Origin of the sequence: Streptomyces longhuiensis (assembly GCF_020616555.1) — a bacterium.
Lineage (GTDB): Bacteria > Actinomycetota > Actinomycetes > Streptomycetales > Streptomycetaceae > Streptomyces > Streptomyces longhuiensis.
Genome location: NZ_CP085173.1, coordinates 742,201 through 764,554 on the forward strand (window position 1 = coordinate 742,201; position 22,354 = coordinate 764,554).

General features: G+C 68.0%; 22 protein-coding genes. 12 read left to right on the plus strand and 10 right to left on the minus strand.

Annotated elements, in window-relative coordinates:
* The first annotated feature begins 241 nt into the window (after positions 1–241).
* Complete coding sequence (locus LGI35_RS03585; RefSeq protein WP_227292287.1) at positions 242–592, plus strand: hypothetical protein; 351 nt, start codon at positions 242–244, stop codon at positions 590–592.
* Positions 593–1,008: 416 nt separating this feature from the next.
* A complete protein-coding gene (locus LGI35_RS03590) occupies positions 1,009–1,479 on the plus strand; it encodes a hypothetical protein (RefSeq protein WP_227292288.1) in 471 nt (156 codons plus the stop codon).
* A 495-nt stretch (positions 1,480–1,974) separates the two neighbouring features.
* Here LGI35_RS03590 and LGI35_RS03595 read toward each other — a convergent pair whose 3' ends face one another.
* A complete protein-coding gene (locus LGI35_RS03595) occupies positions 1,975–2,643 on the minus strand; it encodes a TetR/AcrR family transcriptional regulator (RefSeq protein WP_423835678.1) in 669 nt (222 codons plus the stop codon).
* A 51-nt stretch (positions 2,644–2,694) separates the two neighbouring features.
* On the opposite strand from LGI35_RS03595, the gene LGI35_RS03600 reads away from it, so the two are divergent.
* Together LGI35_RS03600 and LGI35_RS46030 are read left to right on the plus strand one after the other, a co-directional pair.
* Positions 2,695–3,588: an SDR family NAD(P)-dependent oxidoreductase gene (locus LGI35_RS03600; protein WP_227292293.1), complete on the plus strand. Its 894-nt coding sequence runs from the start codon at positions 2,695–2,697 to the stop codon at positions 3,586–3,588.
* A gap of 58 nt (positions 3,589–3,646) precedes the next feature.
* Complete coding sequence (locus LGI35_RS46030; RefSeq protein ID WP_264484661.1) at positions 3,647–3,769, plus strand: hypothetical protein; 123 nt, start codon at positions 3,647–3,649, stop codon at positions 3,767–3,769.
* Between the two features lie 24 nt (positions 3,770–3,793).
* Here LGI35_RS46030 and LGI35_RS03605 read toward each other — a convergent pair whose 3' ends face one another.
* Positions 3,794–4,798, minus strand: coding sequence for a ribosome-inactivating family protein (locus tag LGI35_RS03605; protein ID WP_227292295.1), 1,005 nt, complete (start codon positions 4,796–4,798; stop codon positions 3,794–3,796).
* 31 nt (positions 4,799–4,829) lie between these two features.
* Positions 4,830–5,342: a hypothetical protein gene (locus LGI35_RS03610; RefSeq protein ID WP_227292296.1), complete on the minus strand. Its 513-nt coding sequence runs from the start codon at positions 5,340–5,342 to the stop codon at positions 4,830–4,832.
* A 674-nt stretch (positions 5,343–6,016) separates the two neighbouring features.
* Here LGI35_RS03610 and LGI35_RS03615 point away from each other — a divergent pair.
* Both LGI35_RS03615 and LGI35_RS03620 read left to right on the plus strand, forming a co-directional pair.
* A complete protein-coding gene (locus tag LGI35_RS03615) occupies positions 6,017–6,688 on the plus strand; it encodes a DUF4097 family beta strand repeat-containing protein (RefSeq protein WP_227292298.1) in 672 nt (223 codons plus the stop codon).
* 487 nt (positions 6,689–7,175) lie between these two features.
* Positions 7,176–7,376, plus strand: coding sequence for a hypothetical protein (locus LGI35_RS03620; RefSeq protein ID WP_227292299.1), 201 nt, complete (start codon positions 7,176–7,178; stop codon positions 7,374–7,376).
* Positions 7,377–7,523: 147 nt separating this feature from the next.
* Here the strand turns inward: LGI35_RS03620 and LGI35_RS03625 are convergent, their stop codons facing one another.
* From LGI35_RS03625 to LGI35_RS03650, 6 genes are all read right to left on the minus strand, one after another.
* A complete protein-coding gene (locus LGI35_RS03625) occupies positions 7,524–8,036 on the minus strand; it encodes a DinB family protein (protein ID WP_227292301.1) in 513 nt (170 codons plus the stop codon).
* A gap of 89 nt (positions 8,037–8,125) precedes the next feature.
* Positions 8,126–9,169 (minus strand): LacI family DNA-binding transcriptional regulator, encoded by a 1,044-nt coding sequence (locus LGI35_RS03630; protein WP_227292303.1) that lies wholly within the window; start codon positions 9,167–9,169, stop codon positions 8,126–8,128.
* 173 nt (positions 9,170–9,342) lie between these two features.
* Positions 9,343–9,663 (minus strand): aldo/keto reductase, encoded by a 321-nt coding sequence (locus LGI35_RS03635; protein ID WP_341483342.1) that lies wholly within the window; start codon positions 9,661–9,663, stop codon positions 9,343–9,345.
* A gap of 252 nt (positions 9,664–9,915) precedes the next feature.
* Positions 9,916–10,548 carry a TetR-like C-terminal domain-containing protein gene (locus LGI35_RS03640; RefSeq protein ID WP_227292305.1) on the minus strand — a complete coding sequence of 211 codons (633 nt, stop codon included), beginning with the start codon at positions 10,546–10,548 and terminating at the stop codon, positions 9,916–9,918.
* A complete protein-coding gene (locus LGI35_RS03645) occupies positions 10,545–10,943 on the minus strand; it encodes a VOC family protein (RefSeq protein WP_227292307.1) in 399 nt (132 codons plus the stop codon). The genes LGI35_RS03640 and LGI35_RS03645 overlap by 4 nt, the downstream gene beginning before the upstream one ends.
* 612 nt (positions 10,944–11,555) lie before the next feature.
* The gene (locus tag LGI35_RS03650) at positions 11,556–12,230 is read right to left on the minus strand and encodes a FadR/GntR family transcriptional regulator (RefSeq protein WP_227292309.1); all 675 of its coding nucleotides are present in this window, start codon (positions 12,228–12,230) and stop codon (positions 11,556–11,558) included.
* A gap of 146 nt (positions 12,231–12,376) precedes the next feature.
* Between LGI35_RS03650 and LGI35_RS03655 the strand changes: the two genes are divergently transcribed.
* From LGI35_RS03655 to LGI35_RS03665, 3 genes are all read left to right on the plus strand, one after another.
* Positions 12,377–13,585: an aminotransferase class V-fold PLP-dependent enzyme gene (locus LGI35_RS03655; protein WP_227292310.1), complete on the plus strand. Its 1,209-nt coding sequence runs from the start codon at positions 12,377–12,379 to the stop codon at positions 13,583–13,585.
* A gap of 42 nt (positions 13,586–13,627) precedes the next feature.
* Complete coding sequence (locus tag LGI35_RS03660) at positions 13,628–15,139, plus strand: amino acid permease (RefSeq protein WP_227292312.1); 1,512 nt, start codon at positions 13,628–13,630, stop codon at positions 15,137–15,139.
* 572 nt (positions 15,140–15,711) lie between these two features.
* Positions 15,712–16,695, plus strand: coding sequence for a LacI family DNA-binding transcriptional regulator (locus LGI35_RS03665; RefSeq protein ID WP_227300187.1), 984 nt, complete (start codon positions 15,712–15,714; stop codon positions 16,693–16,695).
* 126 nt (positions 16,696–16,821) lie between these two features.
* On the opposite strand, the gene LGI35_RS03670 is transcribed toward LGI35_RS03665, so the two are convergent.
* Entirely contained in the window at positions 16,822–17,025 is a 204-nt protein-coding gene (locus LGI35_RS03670; protein WP_227292314.1) for a DUF5988 family protein, read from the minus strand.
* A gap of 429 nt (positions 17,026–17,454) precedes the next feature.
* Between LGI35_RS03670 and dnaE the strand changes: the two genes are divergently transcribed.
* The 3 genes from dnaE to LGI35_RS03685 all read left to right on the plus strand — a co-directional run bounded on the left by dnaE (position 17,455) and on the right by LGI35_RS03685 (position 22,354).
* Positions 17,455–21,051, plus strand: a complete 3,597-nt coding sequence (gene dnaE, locus LGI35_RS03675; RefSeq protein WP_227292316.1) for a DNA polymerase III subunit alpha — start codon at positions 17,455–17,457, stop codon at positions 21,049–21,051.
* On the plus strand, positions 21,048–21,395 hold the full coding sequence (locus LGI35_RS03680) for a DUF6300 family protein (protein WP_227292327.1): 348 nt from the start codon (positions 21,048–21,050) through the stop codon (positions 21,393–21,395). Before dnaE ends, LGI35_RS03680 begins: the two co-directional genes overlap by 4 nt.
* Before the next feature lie 287 nt (positions 21,396–21,682).
* Positions 21,683–22,354 (plus strand): HEAT repeat domain-containing protein, encoded by a 672-nt coding sequence (locus LGI35_RS03685; protein WP_227292328.1) that lies wholly within the window; start codon positions 21,683–21,685, stop codon positions 22,352–22,354.

Genomic DNA, 22,354 nt, shown 5'->3' on the forward strand with positions numbered 1-22,354 from the left:
CGCCCGAACGGCAACCCCGAACCGGCCCCCAGGCTCCCCGTTCCAAGGGGATCCAGTCACGGCCGCCGCCACCCGCACCGCCGGCTTGTCGTTCAACGACCAGCTCCGAACTCCCTCCGGCCCCGGTCACCGAGGCCCGAACACCGCCCTCAGGAACCAGCGGAGTGCAAAAGCAGCAGACACGCGCGGAGCCCGCCGTCAGACTACTGATCAACCCAGCGGCGCCACCCGAGGAGACCGAATGCCCGCGAAGGACGATGCACCAAGCCGCCCATTCACGACACCCAGAGTCCGGCTCGCGATCGGCGCGGCCACAGCAGTCCTCGTTGTCTTCGCGGCGGGCTACGGCGTCGGCAACGCAACAGCCACGAGCGGCCACAGCAAAGCCAACCATGGCGAAAGCCGCACTGATGTCTACCGGGACGGATACCTGGCAGGGCAGAAAGTCCCCGGCGCGGGCAAGACGATGACGTCCGACGACGCCCGGGAGACCTGCGGTGAACTCTTCTACCAAGCCCCGTACCTGGACGAATGGCAGAGCGGTTGCCTCGCAGGAGCACAACACCAGGCACCGTATCCACCCTCGAAATGATCCAGCAACTGCCCTGCCCGACTCCCGACAACCGGCCCTGACCGGCCACTCGCACGCATGCCATCCAGGCGGCAGAACGGTCACCTCACGATCCCTCGCTGCAGCAACTGCCTCATCACGCTCCTCCAATACGGGCGCAGGGCGTCGGCGCGGGAGGTCTGCAGCACAACAGACGGCCGCCTATGGGTTTCTGACAAAGACGTACGGCATGGCGGTCAGTGGTGAGTGATGAAGCAGGTGGGCAGCCGAGGGGGTTCGTGGATGCCGTCGCGTCGTTCTCAGCAGGTTCGATGGATCGAAATGATGCTCCGGCGAGAACCCACTGGAGGCCTGGCGGTACAGGACGGCGGTGCGCACAGGCTGCACCTTCGTCCTGTGCGCCAAGATGGGATCTCTGATCTGGAGGGGGTACGGGGATGGGTTACGACCTCAAAGCAGTGATCGCCGACGCGAGGGCGCTGAGTGTCGCGGCGAGAGACCTGCCCGCGGCTCAGCTGACGTCGATCAGACAGGGTTTGTCCCTGATGCCGATGACGGACGACCTGTTCGATTCCGTCGCAGACGGCAGCGGTGCAGGCGATTTGGGGTTCTGGCGGTTGCCGGGAGGGTTCGAGAAGACCCTCGCTGCCTGGTCAGCCGCTGGGCCGGTGGCCTACGTGGAAGCTGAATACTTCGGCGGCGTGGGCGAGCAGCGGGCTGCCGTGTGGGATGGCGGCACCATCGTGCTGGGACCGCTCCATGTGGCGGAGTGTCAGCCCCTTCCGGTGGACGGCAGTCCCATCTCTCAAGCACTGCGGCGATTGGGGGTAGTGGCAAGCGCTGGAATGGACGAGTTCTCAACCGTGGGGTTGGACCGGCATCGACACTCTGAGGATTGGGTCGACTGACGCGTGCCGTCCAGGTTCTCGCGGTCACGGGCAACACCCGGATCAGTTCGCACCATCTGCCCGTCAGCGCGAAAATCTTGTGCGCTTGCCGACTCGCCCGGCGCAAGGGCGACTACCTGCGTACTTGCGTTGATGCGACCGCGGTACGTCTCAGGGAACCCAGGTGAACTCCGTTTTCGTCGCCTCGTTTTCCAGGGGTGCGCAGACACAACCGGTCGCTGCGGAGCTTCGAGACGAGACACGCGTGCGTGGCCGTCCACCCTCAGGCCGGTCAGACGTCTCTCGGCGACCCGCGCATCGGCATGCCCGTCCATCCAGGTCACTGGCCAGGTCCCCGTTCCGGGCACCAGCGGACACCAGGAACGCCGAGAAGCCGCCTGCGCCCTCTTGACCGTGCCGGGGCCAACAGGAGACCGCCGAGCCAGTGGGCGTGGGTGATGCAGCGTTTGTGGGCACCGCCGGCCTGGCCTCCTCGACCCACCACGAGGCCCCACCTCAGCGCCCCGCGACGATGCCCTCCAACATCGCCGTCAGAATCCGCGCCAACCGCGGCTCCACGTCCACGATCGCGTGCGCCAGCCGAGGATCGCCGCGATACAGCGCCGCGATCTCCGGCCCCGGCGTCGCGATCTGCCAGAACGAGCCGGCCATCGACGTCGCGGCGGCCATCAGGTCCACGCCGTCGGCCTCGATCAGCTCCGGCAGCCGCGCGCGGACCGCGGTGACGATCGCGTCGACCGCGGTCAGGGTCACCAGCTTGAACTCGTGCACCGCCCCGACCGAGACGTTGCGCTCGAGGTTCATCGGAGCCTGCGCGAGCAGGTCGCAGAACATGCCGCGGGCCGCGAGGGTGCGGGCGAAGGCCGCGGCCACGCCCGCCGCGTCGCCGACGGCGACACGGCCGATCTCGGCGCACAGGACCGGCGCCCACTCCTGCCAGTCGGCCGCGGTCAGGCGCAGGAAGATCTCCTCCCGCGTCTCGAAGTAGCGCAGCAGCGCGGATTTGTGCATGCCCACGGCCGCGGCGATGTCGGTCAGCGTGACCTGCCGGATGCCGTGCTCGGCGCCCAGGGCCCGCGCGGCGTCCAAGATCGCGGCCTCCCGCTGCTGCTTGGCCTGCGGGGACCGGGCGCGCTGGAAGTCGGTGGTGTCCACGGGCCCCATGCTAGCGCAACAGAGTTGCACTATTAACGAAACCGTGTTTCGCTAAATGGCATGACAGAGAACACGACCGAGAACACGCAGCAGACCTGGTTCATCACCGGCTGCTCCCGCGGCTTCGGCCGCGCCCTCGTCCGTGCCGCCCTGGAGGCCGGCGACACCGTGGCGGCGACGGCCCGCCGGCCCGAACAGCTCGACGACCTGGCCGCCGAGTTCGGCGACCGGATCTCCCCGATCGCGCTCGACGTGACCGACCCCGGGGCCGCGAAGGCGGCGCTGGAGGAGGCCAGGAAGCGCTTCGGACGGATCGACGTGCTCGTCAACAACGCCGGCTACGCCAACGTCTCCCCGATCGAGACCACCGACGACGAGGACTTCCGCGCCCAGTTCGAGACGAACTTCTGGGGCGTCTACAACGTCACCAAGGCGGCCATCCCCCTGCTGCGCGAGCAGGGCGGCGGTCTGGTCATCCAGTTCTCCTCCATGGGCGGCCGCGTCGGCGGCTCCCCGGGCATCGCCTCCTACCAGGCGGCGAAGTTCGCGATCGACGGCTTCAGCCGGGTACTGCGTGTGGAGACTGCGCCGTTCGGCGTCCGGGTTCTGGTCGTCGAGCCGAGCGGGTTCCGCACCGACTGGGCCGGCCCCTCGATGACCGTGCACGACGTCCCCGAGGGCTACGACGGCACCGTCGGCGCCATCAACCGACGCATCAGGCAGAGCGCCGAGGGCCCGGCCGGCGACCCGGTGCGCGCTGCGGAGATCCTGGTGCAGATGGCGAAGCGCCGCGACATCCCGACCAACCTCGCCCTCGGCACGATGGCGTCGGAGGGGTCAATCGCCCAGGACCGGCGGCTGCTGGCGCAGGACGAGAAGTGGAGCGCCGTCGGACGGTCCGCGGACTTCGCCGAGGCCTACCCGGTGAAGTTCCCGGAGGACGCGGCGGCCTAGCATCCAACGGGACTCGTCGGGTCTCATCCACGACCCGACGAGTCCCGTTGGGTGCCGTATGAGCAACCGGACGGTGTCCGCGCGGTTCGACATGCTCACGGTGCGCTGCGAGACACTGGCCCAGTGGCACCAGCACATTTTCGGGCACGCGGTGGAGCACGGCGGCAGCCGCTCCCGGTGAGCACCTTGTGTGGTGCCGCGAAGGTCAGCTCTTCCTCGTCGGCGGCTTGATCAGGTAGAGCCGACGGGCCAGATCCAGCGCGCTCAGCAGCACGCGGGCCCCGTTCCAGGCGTATTCACGGCGTTGCTGCCACACCTCCTGATTACCCGTCGGATCAGCGGCGCGTGCCCGAATGACAACCTGGGAGTCTTGGTCCCAGCTCGTGATCTCGTCCGCGTGGCGGCGTACCTCCCAGTCCCTCCCGCCACGGATTGCCTGAGCGATGTACGCGGGAATCGCCTGGAACCGTGCCCCTTCGGCCAAGGCCACGGCCAGCGCCTCGACTCCGGTCTCCAGCGTGTGGGTGCTCGTGTTCGGGTCATGATGGTAGATGTCGCGCACCGCATTCCGCAGGCGGCTCCGGCTGATCGTGGTTCCGGCGAGATTCCCGTAGTTGACACCCCAGCCGAAGTGCTCCCTGCGGGTGCCCGGGTAGACGCTGCCCGGGACCATGTCCCTCGTGCGGCCATCCACCTGCTCGGTGAACGTGTAGAAGACCCGACGGCTCGCGTCCCTGTTCTCCACGTAGAACCCCAGCAGATAGCTGTCGGACCGGCGGAAGACCGCTCGGACCATACCGCCCAGGATGAACTCGTCCTCGGTGAACCGTCCGATGTTGATCGACTGGAAGGCGTTTGGGTCGGGGTTCTGGATCAGGTGACCGGCGCCGGGCCGACGGACGCTCTCGTCCCCCAGCAACGCGTTGCGGATGTTCGCGACCGTGCGGGTGTAGATGTCGGCGAAATCCTCGTCATCCGTCACTGCTCGCGGCTGCGCCTGCCCCTGGGGCTGCGGCTGGACCCGAGCGCTGTGGTCCTGCTCGGTCCGGGCCGGTGCGCCATAGGTGACCGCCCCTCCCGCACCCAGGGTGCCCGCCAGTACCGAAACCACCACAGCCGCGCTGACCAACCGCCGCCGCACCGTGCCGCGTTCAGGCCGTTCGGTCCGCTCGGTCCACTCGGTCCGCTCGGTCCGCTCGGTCCGTTCCATCCTTCGCGTCATCTCGTCCGCGCCTCCCATGTCAGGCCCAGAACTCGAACTCGGCCTGCAGGGTGCCCTTGGTGACCCGGCCCCCGTCGCTGTAGTAAAGGGCCTTGTACTCCGCGCCCTTCGTCAGGTTCGCGTCGATCAGGGTCGAGCCGTACGCGCCGCAGTTGGCGTTGCCGCAGGCCCAGTCCCACGTGACGCGCTTGCCGTTGCTGTCCTGGATCTCGATCCAGTCCCAGCCGTTGTACGGGTCCCGTCCCGAGGGCGCCACCCACGTGACGCTGACCCCCTTGACATGGGACTGGTACCAGTAGCCCCTGAACTGAGCCGGGGATACTTCACTGATCAGGTAGGCGGTGTTGATCTCGCCTGGATGCGGGTCCTCGGAGCCATCGCTCCGGACCGTCGGCGGTTGCCAGTGCTCACGCGCCGAGTCGGCCCTCGGAGCCGCATGCGCAGCGGGCTTCGTCGGCTCCCCCGAACCCTGCGATGCCGCGGCAGCGGTCCCCAACGCCACCACGGACACACTCACGAGCACCCCGGCCATGACCGCGGTCCTCCGCCGGGGCGCGTCCGCCCCGGTGGATAAGGAAGAGACCTTGTCTTTGCCTCGCGTGCGGAACAGCATGCGTACTTCACCTCGCCGCTTGTCGGAGATCAATGCGCCAGAAACGCTAGGCAGCTGCGATCAACGTTCCGTTGACGATCGATCAACGCAAACCTTCGCGAATGCAAGGCACCAGGACGAGGAGCCTTTGGCGCGACTGCGCGACTGTCCGGCAGGTCGCGGCCGAAGCCAGAGGGGGATCGCAGCGGCGGTCACGGTGCCATCGCACCGGCGGTCACGGTGCCGTGGAAGACGTACGCCCCCTTGTCGAACCGGATGACTACAGGGCGGAAGCCCTAGCTGTGTGGGCCCGTCCCCGGCCCTCCACTCTCCCTGTCCTTTCGGTTTCCGCATCGCCCCCGGCGTCCGTACCCGACACTCGCGTTCGACTGTCTGACGCTCGGGTCGGTGTCTGACGTGACACCCATAGCGTTCACTCCCATTCCATTGCAACAATAAGGAGGCGGGATGTTGCGTTAGAGTCCAGGCCATTGCAATGAAATCTCGGCAATCACCTGCAGTTATAGGGTTCTTACACAACAAGACTGTTGCTCGATCCTTGAATGCAACGTAGCGTTTCGCCCATCAGAAACAACGGATTCAAGGAGCACACCATGCAGAAGTTCGACACCCCCTCCCCCGTCACCGCCGTCCTCGACATCCCCGCCGGACGCATCCAGTTCATCGCCGCCGACCGCACCGACACATGCGTCGAGATCCTGCCCACCGACAAGTCCAAGACCCGCGACATCAAGGCCGCCGAACAGGTCACGGTCGCCTACGCCGACGGAGTCCTGCGCATCGAGGCAGCCGCCGCGAAGAACCGGATCCTCGGCAACTCCGGATCCGTCGAAGTGACCGTCCAGCTGCCCGCCGGCTCCCACATCGAGGCGAAGACCGCCGCCACCGAACTGCGCGGTGTGGGGCGCCTCGGCGACGTCACCTTCGACGGCGCGCAGGGACCGGTCAAGCTCGACGAGACCGCGAGCGCCCGCATCACCCTCCAGGCCGGAAACATCCACGTCGGCCGCCTGACCGGCCCCGCACACATCAGCACCCAAAAGGGCGACCTGAACATCACCGAAGCCACCACCGGCACCGTCGAACTGCGCACCGAGTCCGGTGACATCACCATCGGCGCCGCCAACGGCACCTCCGCCACCCTAGACGCCGGCACCGCCTACGGACGCATCCACAACACCCTGAAGAACACCGACGGCGCCACCGCCGGCCTGAACATCCAGGCCACCACCGCCCACGGCGACATCACCGCCCGCAGCCTCTAACTCACCCACAGCCCCCACTCATGAGCCAGGGCACGGACGCGGGCAAGAAGATCATGGGACGCAACCGCAGCATCGCGATCGACACGGCCGGCGCCCTCATTGCGGCGCCGGTCACCGCAGTCAGCCTCCAGACCCTGTGTCCGGCACCCAGCCGCTCTACCTGTTCGACCAGGTCGAGCAGACCGCCTCACCCACGACCACGAGACCCTCTTGGCCCGCCCCGAAGCCATGAGCTACCCGGCAACGCCCCAGCCGACGGCCCGCCGCACGACAGTTTGCGAGTGATCATCCAGAACGGGCCGGCCGGCGCCGCAGTGCGTGCGGCAGCTCGCAACAACTCTGGAGCGCGCCCTCACGATGGGTCACGTTCGAGCAGCACAAGGGCCGACAGCACCGTCCACAGCCGAAGCGGCCTGACCTACCAGGCCGGACAGTTGGAGAAAGCGGGACTCATCCAGCGCGTCCCTCCCCCGACGACGAACGATCCGTGATCGCCGTCATCACCGACGCGGGACGCGACACGTTCGCTCGCGGTCTGCCCGGCCACCTCGATGTCGTCGACAAGGGCATGCTCTCCGTCCTCGACGATCATCAACTCGACGCCCTCGCCACCAGCCTCACCGCCATCCGCGACCGTCTGCGCTCCCAGGCCCCCTCGGCCGCCCAGCGCCGCAAGAACCGCGGCTGACCGGCCAGAGGCCTCCCGGACACGGGCCAACGGACCGCGACCTCGCCTCCCGCCGCGTAGCAGCAGGGGATCTGGCGAAACCGCCACGCCGACGACCAGCGTCTACGCGCCGTCGTCGCCAGGGCCAGCGCTGCCTGTGAACCTGCACTACACGCCAGTGGTGCCATCGATGCGTTCCCGGACCAGGTCGGCGTGGCCGTTGTGGCGGGCGTACTCCTCGATCATGTGGGCGTAGATCCAGCGCAGGTTGACGTCCTGCTCCATGAAGCGACCCGTATCGGCCAGTGCACGGCCGGCGCAGTGCTCACGGGCACGGGCGATCTCCGCGTGCCAGGTGGCGAGGGCGTCGCTCAGGGTGGCGCCCGCAGCCACATCGAAACCACCGTCGGGGCCATCCGGGTCGGCCTGCGGGTCGTAGATGGGCGGAGCATGCTCCCCGGCGAACACGCGACGGAACCAATTCCGTTCCACCTCCGCCATGTGCTGGACCAGGCCGGTCAATGTGAAGCCGGACGGCGGCACGGATGCGACGGCGGCCTGCTCATCGTCCAGCCCCTCGCACTTCATGGCGAGTGTGGTGCGGTGAAAGTCGAGCCAGCTTTCCAGCGTCGTGCGCTCGTCGGCGTTCAGGGGCGGCATAGGACGATCGATGGCGCTCATCGCTTGATTATCGCCAGCGTCCGAAGCCATCGACAGGCAGGGGCCCAACTACGGTGCGAATGTTGCCTGATGCGGCACTAGACGATCAGTCAAGCGGACTTCCGCACGACCAAGCGCGTCGGAGTGACCACGGAAGACAGCGGATGGCTTCCGTCTCGCGACTCGAGCTCGCCCGATGTTCGCTTGAACAGCAGCCGAGCCATCAGGCGGCCCATGTCCTCAATGTCCTGGTGCACCGTGGTCAGCGGCGGCTCCGTTGCCTCGGCGATGGTCGTCAGGTCGTCGAAGCCGACGACAGCGACGTCATCGGGTACGCGGCGCCCGCGTCCCCGCAGTTCGCGCAGGGCTCCGGAGGCCATGAGGTCCGATGCGACGAAGACCGCGTCCAGGTCCGGGCACCGGTCGAGGAGCACGGCCATGGCCTCGGCACCGCCCTGCAACGTGAAGTCGCCCTCGGCCATGAGTTGGGGTGAGGCGTCGAGGAGGACGTCCCGGTAGCCGTCGAGGCGGTCGATCGCGGAGGCTTGGTTGAGCGGGCCCGTGATGGTTCCTATCCGTCGGCGTCCCAGCGATACGAGATGCCGGACGGCTTCCCTGGCTCCGCCGCGGTTGTCGGCGTCGACGTAGGTGTGACTGCGGTGGCCGGAGCCGATCGCGGGGCGTCCGCCGAAGACAGCGGGCAGGCCCATGTGCTCGACCATGGCGGGCAAAGGATCGTCGGTGCGCAGCGAGAACAGCAGGGCGCCATCTACGTGGCCGCCGCCCAGGAAGTTTCCGACGCGCGGATAGTCGTCCGGCTCCTCGATGAACAACAGCACTGGCTGCGCGCCCTGGTGGACGAGTTCCTGCCGGATGCCGCGCAGGTGGGAGTCGAAATACGGGTCGACGAAGAGCCGGTTCTGCGGTTCGGTGACCACGACGGCGACGGCGTTGTTCCGGCGGGTGACCAGGCTTCGGGCGGCTTGGTTGGGCACGTAGCCGAGTTCGTCCACTGCCTGTCGGATGCGTTCCGCGACCGAGGCGCGCACTTTGGGCTCGCCGTTGATCGCACGCGACACCGTGGACTTCGACACCCCTGCCCGGCGCGCTACGTCCTCAAGTGTGGGGCGATGTCCGTTAGACCGTTCCGTCAACACGCTCTCCGATTCCGCGCAGTTCCCCGGGCGTTGGACACGTTAGCCGTCAACCACCCGAGCTCGGAGTTCAATTCGGCGTGGTACCGGCCCTGTTCGGGCCGATCCGGATACTCCAGGCCCGTGCCGTTCTCTGCTCCAGCCTCATCCAACGACCGGCCGGTGCACGCTCTTCAGGGCAGGGCAACTGGCCGGTGGGAGCAGGACCGCCGCCGAGCTTTCGCATACAACTCCAACAGTCGGCCGACCTTCGTCGACAGCGTGAACTGCTCGCGCGGCTTGTGGCGGAGCAGATCGCCGGTGCGGCGCTCGGAGTGCCCGATTCCGTAGTGCGGCGAGGTGTCGAAGTAGCGGATCCCGCCGTCCCAGGCCGCTTCCAGGGCGCTCGCGGCGGTCTCGTCGTCCAACGGCGTGTAGAGCCCACCGAGTGGACCTCCACCGAAGCCGAGCTCCGTGACATGCACTTCGGTCTTCCCGAGCCGATTGCTTCCCATGTCCTGCTCCCTCACGTGTCCGGTCCTGCCCCTCCCCGCCCGCAGTTTCAACCTCAACCTCAACCCGAGCTTCGCGCGCGTAACCCAACTCGCCTTGATCTCGCACCGATCGCGGAGCTCACGTGTGCCGACTCGCCCGCGTCTCAGAAGGCCAGAGGCGCCGCATCGGACAGCGTGGAAGGGCTCTCGCCACCGCGAAAGGCGGGCGATGCAGGGCAGCCTGCTGAGGCACCGCTCTTGATGGGGCCGGGTTCAGTGGGGATGGCGGTGGGCGGCTGGCATCCGGCTGATCTCGACGAGCCGGTCGAAGTCGACGGCGACACCGCGCAGCAGCAGGTCGGTCAGCAGGCGGGCGGCCGCCCGGTCCAGAGGGGCGGTGCCGAGCAGAGCCCGCTGGTAGACGGCGGACGCGAGCAGGTCCACCACGAGGCCGGGGTCGGTGTCGGGGCGCAGGTCGCCCCGGTCGACGGCGCGTCGGACCGCGACCTCGGCGGCGGATCGACTGGGTTCCACCAGGGCGGTCAGCAGATGGCGGTGGAGCTCCAGGTCGGCGGCACATTCCGCGACCAGGGGGGCGAGGACGCCCGGCGGCAGTCTGGTGTCCAGTGCCTCGGCAAGGAGTTCGACGCTCTGCTGGAGGTCGCAGCGGGTGCAGTGGGTGTCGGGGGTGGGCGGGGTGACGAGTACCGAGGCGAGGGCGTCGATGACCAGCCGCTGCCGCACCGGCCAGCGGCGCCGGATGGCCGCTTTGGTGGTGCCGGCCCGGATGGCGGCCTTCTCCAAGGAGAAGCGCGTGTAGCCGTCCTCGCCCAGCAGCTCGATGGTGGCGGCCAGCACCGCCGCCCCGATCGACGGGTCGCGCGGCCGGCCGCCGGTGGGGCTCACCGCCGGTCGTCCTGCGGGTACCAGCGCAGCTCGACAGTGTTGTCGTCCGGGTCCCGCACGTACACGGACTGCGCGGAGCCGCGGGCGCCCCAGCGCGGCACGGGACCCTCCAAGACGGTGAACGTCCCCGAGTCGACGACTTCCTGCCAGTCGAGCGGCTCCACGACCAGGCAGATATGGTCCACGTTGGCCGCCCTTCCCACCGCCCCCTCTGTTCGCTGGACGAGATCGATGACGGTCCCGGCGCTCACTCGCACCGACGGGAACGGCGCCTTCTTGGCACGCCACTCCTCGACTCGCTCTCCGGCGAGCCCGAGTGGGCCGCAGTAGAAGGCGAGCGACCGCTCGACGTCGGCGACGTTGAGCACGAGATGATCAAAGCCGGTGACATGCATGTGAGGTCCCCTCGGTGGACGCCGTCATTACGATCCGAACCGGTTCGGATCGTAATACTGCTCGTCGGCCGCCCACAACCCCTCCTGCCGGAACTGCCCCCCAGGCCCGGGCCCGTCTGCTCATGCGGATCAGCCGGAGGACGTAACGCGGCGCGGCACATTGCAGAACGCCGCACCGTCCTCGTCGTGAGCGCTCGACCGGCGCGGCGGAACGCGGCAGTACGGCAAGGCGCCGTGCCAGGCGTGGGCCACCACATCGAGGCACCCGCAGACGGCACCGTCGAGAGCTGCTGGTCCACATCGGCGACCGGGTGGACGCCCGACAGCCACTGCTGGTTCTGGCCTGAGCCGATGGCAGGACCACCCAGTGGGCGCCGTGCGCCCTATCAGCAATCATCTCTCCGCGGCGGGGATGTGATCATGCATCAGCCCGCGAGCATCATTGACGGCCCCTCCCCCCAGGACAGCCCGGATCACCTTGTGATCGCGGCGAGCCGGGCCGTTGCGCGCTATCTCTGCAGCGCCGACGCTCAAGACGGCGTGCCGGATCCGACCGCATCTGCCGGAGTTGCCGACCGTTCAGAGGGCAGGTGTCGACCGCACGGCGAGCGGTCAGTGCGGCCGGGGACGGAAGCGGCGCAGCCAGTCCTGGGTGTGGGTGATGTGCGCTCCCGCGGCGAGCGCGGCCGCCATGGGGTCGCGTGCCGCGATGGCCGCCGCGATAGCCCGGTGGCCCTTGTCGCTGTCCCGGCGGACCTCCTCGATCGAGTAAATGTCGTAGTGACTTCCGCGCGAGCGGAACACCTCGACCAGTGCGGCAAGTGACTCGTTCCCGCCCGCGTCGCAGATCCGCTGGTGGAAGCGGGCGTCCAGATCGCTCAGCGCGGTGTGGTCGGTCTCGCGCTCCATGGCTGCGAGCAACTCGGCCAGCTCGACGTCGAGTTCGGCCGTGGCGCGCGCTGCGGCCTGCCCGGCCGCGTGGGACTCCAGGACGCGGCGGATCTCGACGAGTTCGAGGAGGCCGTCCAGCGGGACCAGGTCCACGGTGGCGGCGAAGCCTCGCATCATCTCGGCCGGGCGCAATTGGGAGACGTAGGTGCCGGAGCCGTGCCGGGCCTGAAGCACGCCGAGCGCCTCGAGCTCGCGGACGGCCTCGCGCAGCGAGCCGCGGGAGGCTCCGAGCTGATCGCAGAGCGCGGGTTCCGCGGGCAGCTTCTGACCGGGCGTCAGCTCTCCGGAGGCGATCAGCCCCCTGAGCTGGGCAACTACGTCCTGTTTGGCAGCCATCCGCTCCCCCGTTTCTCTGCGTGGCGAGACTATCGCCCCCAAGTCATCGTATGACTCTGCGCCATATCCATTCCATCGCGCGTATCGATGCTGCTACTTTCCCACTGCCCAGAGAACTCATCGGACAACTTTGAGGGAACCTCGACATGCCTCAGGCGGACCTCCGTCCCCTCGCGCCGGAACCGGTACTCCGGCCGGACGGCCTCCCGGCGCTGGACGACTGGTCACTCGACCCAGCGGTACGACACCTCAACCACGGATCCTTCGGTGCGGTGCCGTCGGCGACCGGGGCCCGGCAGCAGGAACTGCGCGAGGAGGCCGAGCGCGACCCGGTCGCATGGTTCCGCCACCTGCCTGCACGCGTGGCGCAGGCCCGGAGCGCCATCGCCGACTGGCTGCACGCACCGCAGGAGGCGACGGCGCTGGTCCCCAACGCGAGTGCGGGCGTCACGGCCGTGCTGTCCTCGCTGCCGCTGCGCGCGGGTGAACGGATCGTGGTCACCGACCACGCCTACGGCGCCGTCGACATGGCGGTGCGGCGACATGCGGCACGGGCCGGCGCCAAGGTCGACACCGTGCACATCCCGCTGGACGCGGACGCCGAGCAGAGCGCGGCACTGATGCGCGCGGCGGTGGACGCACACGACCGTACGACCCTGGTCGTGGTGGACCACATCACCTCCGCCACCGCCCGACTGATGCCGGTTCAGCAGATCGCCGCGGACTGCCTCGAACGCGGCATCGCACTGCTGATCGACGGCGCGCACGCACCCGGCATGCTCGCCGAGCCGCTGCGGGGCCTTGAGGGCACGTACTGGGTCGGGAACCTGCACAAATGGCCCTGCGCCCCGCGCGGTACCGCAGCGCTGGTCGCTCAGCCTGCCGATTCCGCCGATCGGCAGCGGCTGCACCCACCGATCGACTCCTGGGGCGCCCCGGACGACTACCCGCAGCGCTTCGACCAGCAAGGCACACTGGACCTGGCCGCCTGGCTGGCCACCCCCCACGCGCTGGACCTCATCGAGGACCGCTACGGCTGGGACGCAGCCCGGACCCACATGTCCACTCTCGCCGACTACGCCCAGCGGTACCTCGCAGAGCGATGGGGTGTCAGCCTCGACGGGCTTCCCCCTGAACCAGCTCCCACCATGCGACTGGTCCCACTCCCCCACGGCATCGCCGCCGACCAGGACGCCGCACACGCGCTGCAGCACGCCATCGCCGACCGCCACGCCTGCGCCACATCCGTCACCACCTGGCGCGGCCGTGGGTTCCTTCGCCTGTCGGCCCATCTGTACAACACCCCTGCCGACTACCAGGACTTCGCCGACCGCTGCGACGTGCTCCACCCCTGACGCCCCCCAGACCGTGCACCACTTCACCCCCACAGGGACGCCATGACGCGCAGAAAGTCGATCGAAGCCACCATGGCCGAAGCCGGCGCCGGCACCACCCGGCTCACCCGCGCACTCGGCCCGCTCCAGATGACGCTGATGGGTATCGGCGTCACCGTGGGAGCCGGAATTTTCGTCCTCACCGGCACCGCCGCCGCCCGCTACGCCGGGCCGGGCATCGTGCTGTCCTACCTGCTCGGCGCCGTGGCCACCTTCCTGGTCGCGCTGTGCTACACCGAGTTCGCCAGTACGGTCCCGGTCGCAGGCAGTGCCTACACCTATGCCTACGTCTCACTCGGCGAACTCGTCGCCTGGATCATCGGCTGGGACCTGATCCTGGACATGACCATGGGCGCCGGAGCGGTGGCCACCGGCTGGTCCCAGTACTTCACCGACTTCCTGGGCACCTTCGGGGTGCACCTGCCATCGGCCATCGCCGGGCCGACCGCGACCGTGAACGTTCCCGCGGTGCTCGTCATACTCGTCCTCACCGCGATCCTGGCCTCGGGCATCCGCACCACCGCGCGGATCAACATGGCCATGACGCTGGTGAAACTGGCCGCCGTGGCCCTGTTCCTGGTCATCGGGGTGCAGCACCTGGACGCCGCGAACTGGTCGCCGTTCATCCCGGCCGCCAAGTCAGCCGCCGAGAGCGGAGGATTCTGGCAGGAGCCGATCCTGAGCAGGCTCGGCCTCGGGTTGAACGCCAGCTTCGGCGCGGCGGGCGTGCTCACGGGCGGGGCCATCATCTTCGGCGCCTACTCCGGCTTCGACATCATGGCGTCCGGCGCGGAAGAGGCCCGCGACCCGCGCCGCACCATGCCCCGCGCGCTCAGCGCCACGGTCGCGGTGTGCGCGCTGCTCTACGTGGCCGTCGCGCTGGTCGTCACGGGCATGCAGAACTACACCAAGCTCGACAACGCCGCGCCCATCACCGGTGCGCTGCAGGCGGTGGGCGCCCACTGGGCGACCCGGATCATCGGCCTGGGCGCGATCTGCGGACTCACCACCGTCGTCATGATCATGATGCTGGGTCAGTCCCGGGTCTTCCTGGCCATGAGCCGCGACCGTCTGCTTCCGGAATGGTTCGCGCACGTGCACCCGGTCACCCGCAGCCCCCGCCGGATCGTCTGGCCCCTGGGTATCGCGGTGGCGCTCATGACCGCGCTGCTACCCATCAACGACCTTGCCGAACTGGGCAATATCGGGATGCTCTTCTCCTTCATCATCGTCTGCCTCGGCGTCCTACGACTCAGGCGCACCCAACCCTCCCTGCCCCGAGGCTTCCGCACCCCCTGGGTACCGTTCGTCCCCGTTCTGGGCACCGTGCTCTGCGTGGTGCTGATCCTCAGTCTTCCGACCATCACGTGGGCCCGGTTCCTGGCCTGGATGGCCGCCGGTCTGGCCATCTATTTCCTTTGGGGCCGCCACAACAGCCGCTTCGCCTCCGCCGAGAAGACGTCGACATCAGAACGGGACGCGGAACTCAGTCCCGACCGGTCGGGCCGCGTGTGAGCCCCGCAACGCGGCGCCGAGCGAGTGGCCCCAGGCCTGTGGTGGTCGGTGGAACGGTGACGCCGGTCCCGGAGTGATGACAGAGAACGGTGAGGGGCAGTCCGCAGCACTTCGGGCGCCATAGAGCGGCCGAAGGTCGACGGCACTGCCCCTCGCTGTTCTTCGAACCGCCCCGCGCTGGACGACGCGACGGCCCCGGGCGGGGCTGAGCTGAGCTGAGCTTCGAGGGCGTCGGCACGTTCGAGTCGCTCTACGGGATCGCCCTCCGCACCGAACTGCAACACCGCCTGACCCCGGAGCCAGGCGCGCCGCGGTTCCTCAACGACGGGTGCACCCTTCGGAATCGGTGACCACGCCTGGGCGCCGCGTGGTGGGCGCGAGGGCCGACCGTGACATCGACGATCCGTTACGTCGGCAGTCCGTGACGTCCGTCCACCAGACCTAGGATGAGGGCGCGGGCCGCCGCCCGCCTCGATCGGCGGGCGCATCCGCGCCCAGGAGACGTGAAGAGAGTGCGAACCGCAGTGCCCCAGCCCGGCAGTCCGGCCCGCCCCGGCACCACACCGCCCACGATGCGGGACGTCGCCGCACGGGCCCAGGTGAGCGCCATGACGGTCTCGCGCGTCCTCAAGGACGACGAGCGCGTGAGCCCCGCTACCCGGGCCAAGGTGCTCACGGCGGTGGAAGAGCTCGGCTACCGGCGCAACGAGGTGGCCCGCAACCTTCGTCTCGGCAAGCACAGCGGCATGATCGGACTCGTCGTCACCAACCTGGCGAACCCCTTCTACTCCCGCCTCGCCCTGGGCGCCGAACAGGTCGCGGAGGAACACGGCCTGCGTCTCGTCCTCGGCAACACCGCCGAACAGGTCAAGCGCGAGCAGGAGTTGGTCGAGGACCTGGTGTCCCGACGGGTGGACGGCATGATCGTCGTCCCGGCCGGCGCCTCACAACGCCACCTCGCCCCGGAAGTGCTCGGCCCCACCCCGGTCGTCCTCGCGGGTCGCCCGCCCGCCGGTATCGAGGCCGACACCGTCCTCGTCGACGACTTCGGAGGGGCTCACGCGGCCACCGCCCGGCTGATCGCCGACGGTCACCGCTCCATCGGCTTCGTCGGCAATCCACCCGCTCTGTTCACCGGCGCGGAGCGCTTCCGAGGCTACCGGGCGGCCCACGAGGAGGCCGGACTGACCCCCCGCGAGGAATGGATCAGCAAGGGCTCGTACGACATCCCCGGGGCCGAGGCGGCGGCGCGTCAACTCCTCGACCGCACGGACGCACCGACAGCGCTGTTCTGCACGAACAACCGCATCACTCTCGGCGCCTACCGTGCCGTGCGGGGCCTGCGCAGCGGCACCGCACTTGCCGCATTCGACGACTTCGAGATGGCAGACCTGCTGGACGTGCCGGTCACCGTCGTCGCCTATGACGCCGACGAAGTAGGACGCCGCGCCGCCCGTCTGCTGCTCGACCGCATCGGCGAGAACCCGGCCACGCCACAGCAGCCGCCCCGCAGGACGGTCGTCCCCACTCACATCGTGCACCACACGGGCGCCTGACCTCACAGGGGTCACCGCCCGGCACATGCCCAACTCGAAGTCACTTGCAGAGGGACGCATGTCGCGTCGGTCGTAAGTACTGGTCGGCACCCGCCGCACACGGGCCGCACCCTGCGAGCGCGAACCCTACCCAGGCAGTTCCGTGCGCTCCCACCACTCGTACACGGGCAACAGACCCTGCGAGGTCTCCTCCTGACGTGTCGTGACCTTGAAGTGCTCGTACCCCCCGCGGAAGGGCACTTTGATGTCGATTCCAGGTGTGGAGACGGAGACGATCCGCTCAGGAAGATCGTCAGGACCGCCCTCGAGAACTGCTTTCGCGTCGACCATGACCAGATCTTCCCCGCAGGCCCGACCGGCTCCTTCATGACGCGCCGACCCGTCTGCCACTCCCCGAGGTTCCTGGAGGGCAGTGGCGCGGCGGCCGAAGCCGCAACCTGCGGATGCGACTCCAGTCGGGCGGCGCCAACTGGTCTCATCCCGACGCAGCACGGCCGCTCCGGCTCCTGCCTGGAACGAGCATGGTCCGCAGGGGTAGGCCGTAGAGCCTGCCGCTGGAGAACCCCCGTCCGCGGTGGGGGGATACGACTGTCGACCGCGTGTTGCGAGTCGCGTGTCGCGACGGTTCTGGGCCATAGCGAGAGGTCATCGGCGTGCCTCGATTCCGGCCCCTCATGGGGTGCGTCAAGCAAGCAATCTGATCTCCCCAGAGGCATAGAGTGAGGGCTTCCCGCGACCTGCTTCGGAGGTGTCCGCCCGGTGGCCGATAGCTTTGTTCACCTGCACAATCACACCGAATACTCGATGCTCGACGGCGCTCAGAAGCTGAAGCCGATGTTCGCCGAAGTCGAGCGGCAGGGCATGCCCGCGGTCGCCATGAGTGACCACGGAAACATGTTCGGTGCGTACGAGTTCCACAAGGTGTCCACGGGCTTCAACGGCGTCAAGCCGATCATCGGGATCGAGGCGTACGTCGCCCCTTCCTCGCGGCGTAATCGGAAGCAGGAGTTCTGGGGGCCCGGCGGGCAGCGGGCCATGTCGGACGGCGGCGAAGGCTCGAAGGACGTCAGCGGCGGCGGGCGCTTCACGCACATGACGATGTGGGCGCAGAACGTGGCCGGTCTGCGCAATCTGTTCTACCTGTCCACCGAGGCCTCGTATTCGGGCCAGTTCCCGGCCGGCAAGCCGCGCATGGACAGGGAGCTGATCAGCGAGCACGCCGAGGGAATCATCGCGACGACCGGATGTCCGTCCGGTGCGATCCAGACCCGGCTGCGTCTGAAGCAGTACGACGAGGCGCGCGAGGTCGCAGCCGCGTACCAGGACATTTTCGGCCGGGAGAACTACTTCCTCGAGCTGATGGATCACGGCCTGTCCATCGAGCGGGACGTCCGCGACGGATTGCTGCGCCTGGCCAAGGACTTGAAGATCCCACTCCTTGCCACCAACGACGCCCACTACATCCACGCGGACCAGGCCGACGCACACGACAACCTGCTGTGCATCGGCGTCGGCAAGAACAAGGCCGACGAGAAACGCTTCCGGTTCTCCGGTAACGACTACTACCTGAAGACCGCGGAGCAGATGCGCGATCTCTTCTCCGAGATGCCGGAGGCCTGCGACAACACGCTCCTGATCGCGGAGCGCGTCGAGTCGTACGACGAGGTCTTCGACAACATCGACGAGATGCCGCAGTTCCCTGACGTCCCCGAAGGGGAGACGCAGGAGTCGTGGCTGCGCAAAGAGGTCATGAAGGGCCTCGTCATGCGCTACGGCGACCCCGTCCCGGCCGAGGTCCTCGAGCGTTTCGAGACCGAGATGACGGTCATCGGCCCGATGGGGTTCTCCTCGTACTTCCTCGTCGTCGCCGACATCTGCAAGTACGCGCGCGACAACAAGGTGCCTGTGGGGCCGGGCCGTGGATCGGCCACCGGATCGATCGTGGCGTATGCGACGCGCATCACCGAGCTGTGTCCCCTGGAACACGGCCTGCTGTTCGAGCGGTTCCTCAACCCCGAGCGCATCAACCCGCCGGATGTGGACCTCGACTTCGACGACCGCCAGCGCGACTTCATGGTCCGCTACGTCGTCGAGAAGTACGGCGACGAGTACACCGCCATGGTCAACACCTTCGGCAAGATCAAGGCCAAGAACGCGATCAAGGACAGCTCGCGCATCCTCGGCTACCCCTTCCAGCACGGCGAGCGCATCACCAAAGCCCTGCCCGACGACATCATGGGCAAGTCCATCCCGCTGGACGGAATCTTCGACTCCTCACACCCCCGCTACGGCGAGTGCGGCGAGATCCGGCAGATGTACGAGAACGAGCCGGACGTCAAGAAGGTCGTCGACACGGCCAAGGGCGTCGAGGGCCTGACCCGCGGCACCGGCGTGCACGCGGCCGCGGTCATTCTGTCCAAGACCAAGCTGACCGACCGGATCCCGCTGCACATGCGGGCCAAGGACGGCGTCAAGATCACCGGGTTCGACTACCCAAGCTGCGAAGACATGGGCTTGGTGAAGATGGACTTCCTGGGGCTACGGAACCTGGGAGTCATCGACCACGCCATCCAGAACATCCGCGAGAACCGCGCTGTTCACCTGGCAACCGTCGACCCGGGCAACGGCGACACGAGCCAGGTCGTCATCCCGCTCGACGACAAGACCACCTACGAGCTCCTGGCCTCCGGCGATACCTTCGGCGTCTTCCAGCTCGACGGCGGGGGCATGCGGACCCTGCTCAAGGCGATGGAGCCGACCCGGTTCGAAGACATCGCGGCCGCCCTCGCGCTGTACCGCCCTGGCCCGATGGCCGCGAACGCACACATGAACTACGCGCACCGCAAAACGGGGCGCCAGGAAATCCAGCCGATTCACCCTGAACTCGAGGAAGCCCTGGAGCCGATCCTCGGCAACACGTTCCACCTGCTCATCTACCAAGAGCAGATCATGGCGATCGCCCGGCAACTCGCCGGATACACGCTCGGCGGCGCCGACCTGCTGCGCCGCGCGATGGGCAAGAAGAAGCCAGAGGTGCTGGCCGCCGAGTGGGAGAAGTTCCACGCCGGCATGCGGGGCAACGACTACTCCGAGGAGTCCATCAAAGCCCTGTGGGACGTCATGCTCCCGTTCTCCGGCTATGCGTTCAACAAGTCCCACACCGCCGGATACGGGCTTGTCTCCTACTGGACGGCCTACCTGAAGGCCAACTATCCGGCCGAGTACATGGCCGCGCTGCTCACCTCCGTCGGGGACGACAAAGACAAGGCCGGTATCTATCTGGCGGACGCCCGCAAGATGGGCGTCACCGTCCTGCAGCCGGACGTCAACGAATCGGTCGCCGAGTTCGCGGCCATCGGCGACGACGTCCGCTTCGGCCTGCGGTCGGTCCGCAACGTCGGCGACAACGTCATCGAGTCGGTCATCGCAGGACGTAAGGCCGGCGGGAAGTTCAGCAACTTCGCCGACTTCCTGGACAAGGTCGACCTGCCCGCGCTCAACAAGCGCGCCATCGAGTCTCTGATCAAGGCCGGTGCCTTCGACTCGCTCGGCCACAGCCGTAAGGGCCTCTCCGCGGCCCACGAGTACGCCATCGACGCGGTCGTACCCGTGAAGAAGGCCGCGGCGTACGGGCAGGACGATCTGTTCGCCGGCCAGGGCGAAGACGGCGACGACAGCCAGACCTTCGGCGTCGACATCAAGCTCGACGAAAGCGAATGGCCCCGCAAGCAACTCCTGTCGACGGAGCGGGAGATGCTCGGCATGTACGTCTCCGCGCACCCGCTGGACGGCACCGAGAACATCCTGGCCGCCAACCGGGACACCACGATCCCCGAACTGATCGCCTCCGGCCGCACCGAAGGCGTCGTACGCCTCGCCGGACTCATCACCAGCGTGCAGCCCAAGATGACCAAGCAGGGAAACCCCTGGGCGATCGTCAACTTGGCTGACCGCGACGGCCAACTGGAAGTACTTTTCTTCCCCGCGACGTACACGCTCGTCATGGGCGCACTCGTCGAGGACAGCGTGATCTCCGTCCAGGGCCGCATCAACGACCGGGACGGCACGATCAACCTGGCCGGTCAGGAGCTCCAGGTCCTCGACGTGACCTCCGCCGAACGCAGCGGTGTCGCCCCGATCCAACTCCATCTGCCGTACCACCGGGTCAACGACCCATCCGTACGCGAGCTGAAGCGCATCCTTCATGCGCACCCCGGGCCCAATCCTGTCCGCCTGAGCATTCAGGGACCACGCAAGACGACGGTCTACGTACTCCAGGACACCGTCGACGCAGGATCGATCGCGTCCGACATCAAGGGCACGTTCGGTCAGGACACATGGCAGGGCGTCACGTGACCAACTCCCGTGATGAAGACATCCTCCTCAACCTCGACGACGTGCCCCCGTGCACGCGCTGCGTCAATGACGCACTGCTCAGGGCTCGCTTCAGCTATTCATGGAAGAACGCCTCCGGGGAGATCGTTTCCGGTATCCGCATGGCGGAACTGTGCCCGGCCTGCGATCAGGGCCGGCCTGCGGCAGACGAGTTGCTGACGCTGCTCATGGTCGACGAGCGCCTGGACACGCAGAGGATGGTCGAATTCGGAGGCCTCGTGGCCGCGTGGGTCGAGTCCGTACGACACCACACCGTCGACATGCGGCTCCTCGACGACGAGCTCCTGCGCCACGGCGACCTCTGAACCACAGGTGGCGCGCAGGTCCACGGTGCGCGCCACCTTGTCGGGCTTGGCGTGGCCGCGAGCCACTTGCCCGGCCCCCGGACTCGGGGGTCCGCCCGTCAAACCTCATCGCGGACCTTGACGGGCACCGGGATGCCCGTACTCCCCCACGGCCGGCGCCGTCAGATCGATGGGAAGTACACGGTCACGCTTCTTGCCACCTTTGCCGGCTGGTGCTCGCCCAGCGGATCTTGTTTGACCTTGACACGGTGACAAGGCCTTAACTGCTCGCCAAGGAGGTGGTCTCGATGACGATCACGAGACAGGACACGGACGCGACAGGGGCGCTTGAGGGGTTGGAGGACGATCGTTCGTCCGTGCGGCTGCGGGCTGCCCTGGCGGTCGGCACGACGCCTGACCCTCGCTTCATCAACAAGCTGATCGAGCGATGCGCGATCGAGCCCGAGTTCTTCGTCCGCGACATGCTGACTTGGGCGCTCACCCGCCACCCGGTATCCATGACGCTTCCCGCGCTGCTGCGCGAAGTCCGCTCGGAGCAGACGCAGGCACGGAGCCAAGCGCTGCACACACTGTCCAAGGTCGGGGACCGGCAGGCGTGGCCGGCCATCACACGGACGCTCCTGTCCGACGCCGACGACGAGGTGGCGCGCAGCGCCTGGCGGGCCGCGGTCGTACTCGTCCCCGAAGGGGAGGAATCCGCGTTGGCCACGGTATTGGCGACGCAGCTCGGGCGCGGTGGGCGGCAGACGCATCTGAGCCTCAGCAGGGCGCTGGTCGCACTGGGGGACGTGATTGTGCCGGCTCTGCTTGCTGCGACAACGGCCCCTGACCCGCGTGTGCGCGCACACGCGCTCGCCACACAACGGCTGCTGCACGAGCCGGACACCGGATTCGAGTGCGCGATCGAGGAGGCGAAGCGCGTAGTGGCCCTCGGCGGGTCCGGCCAGGAGGGACACTAG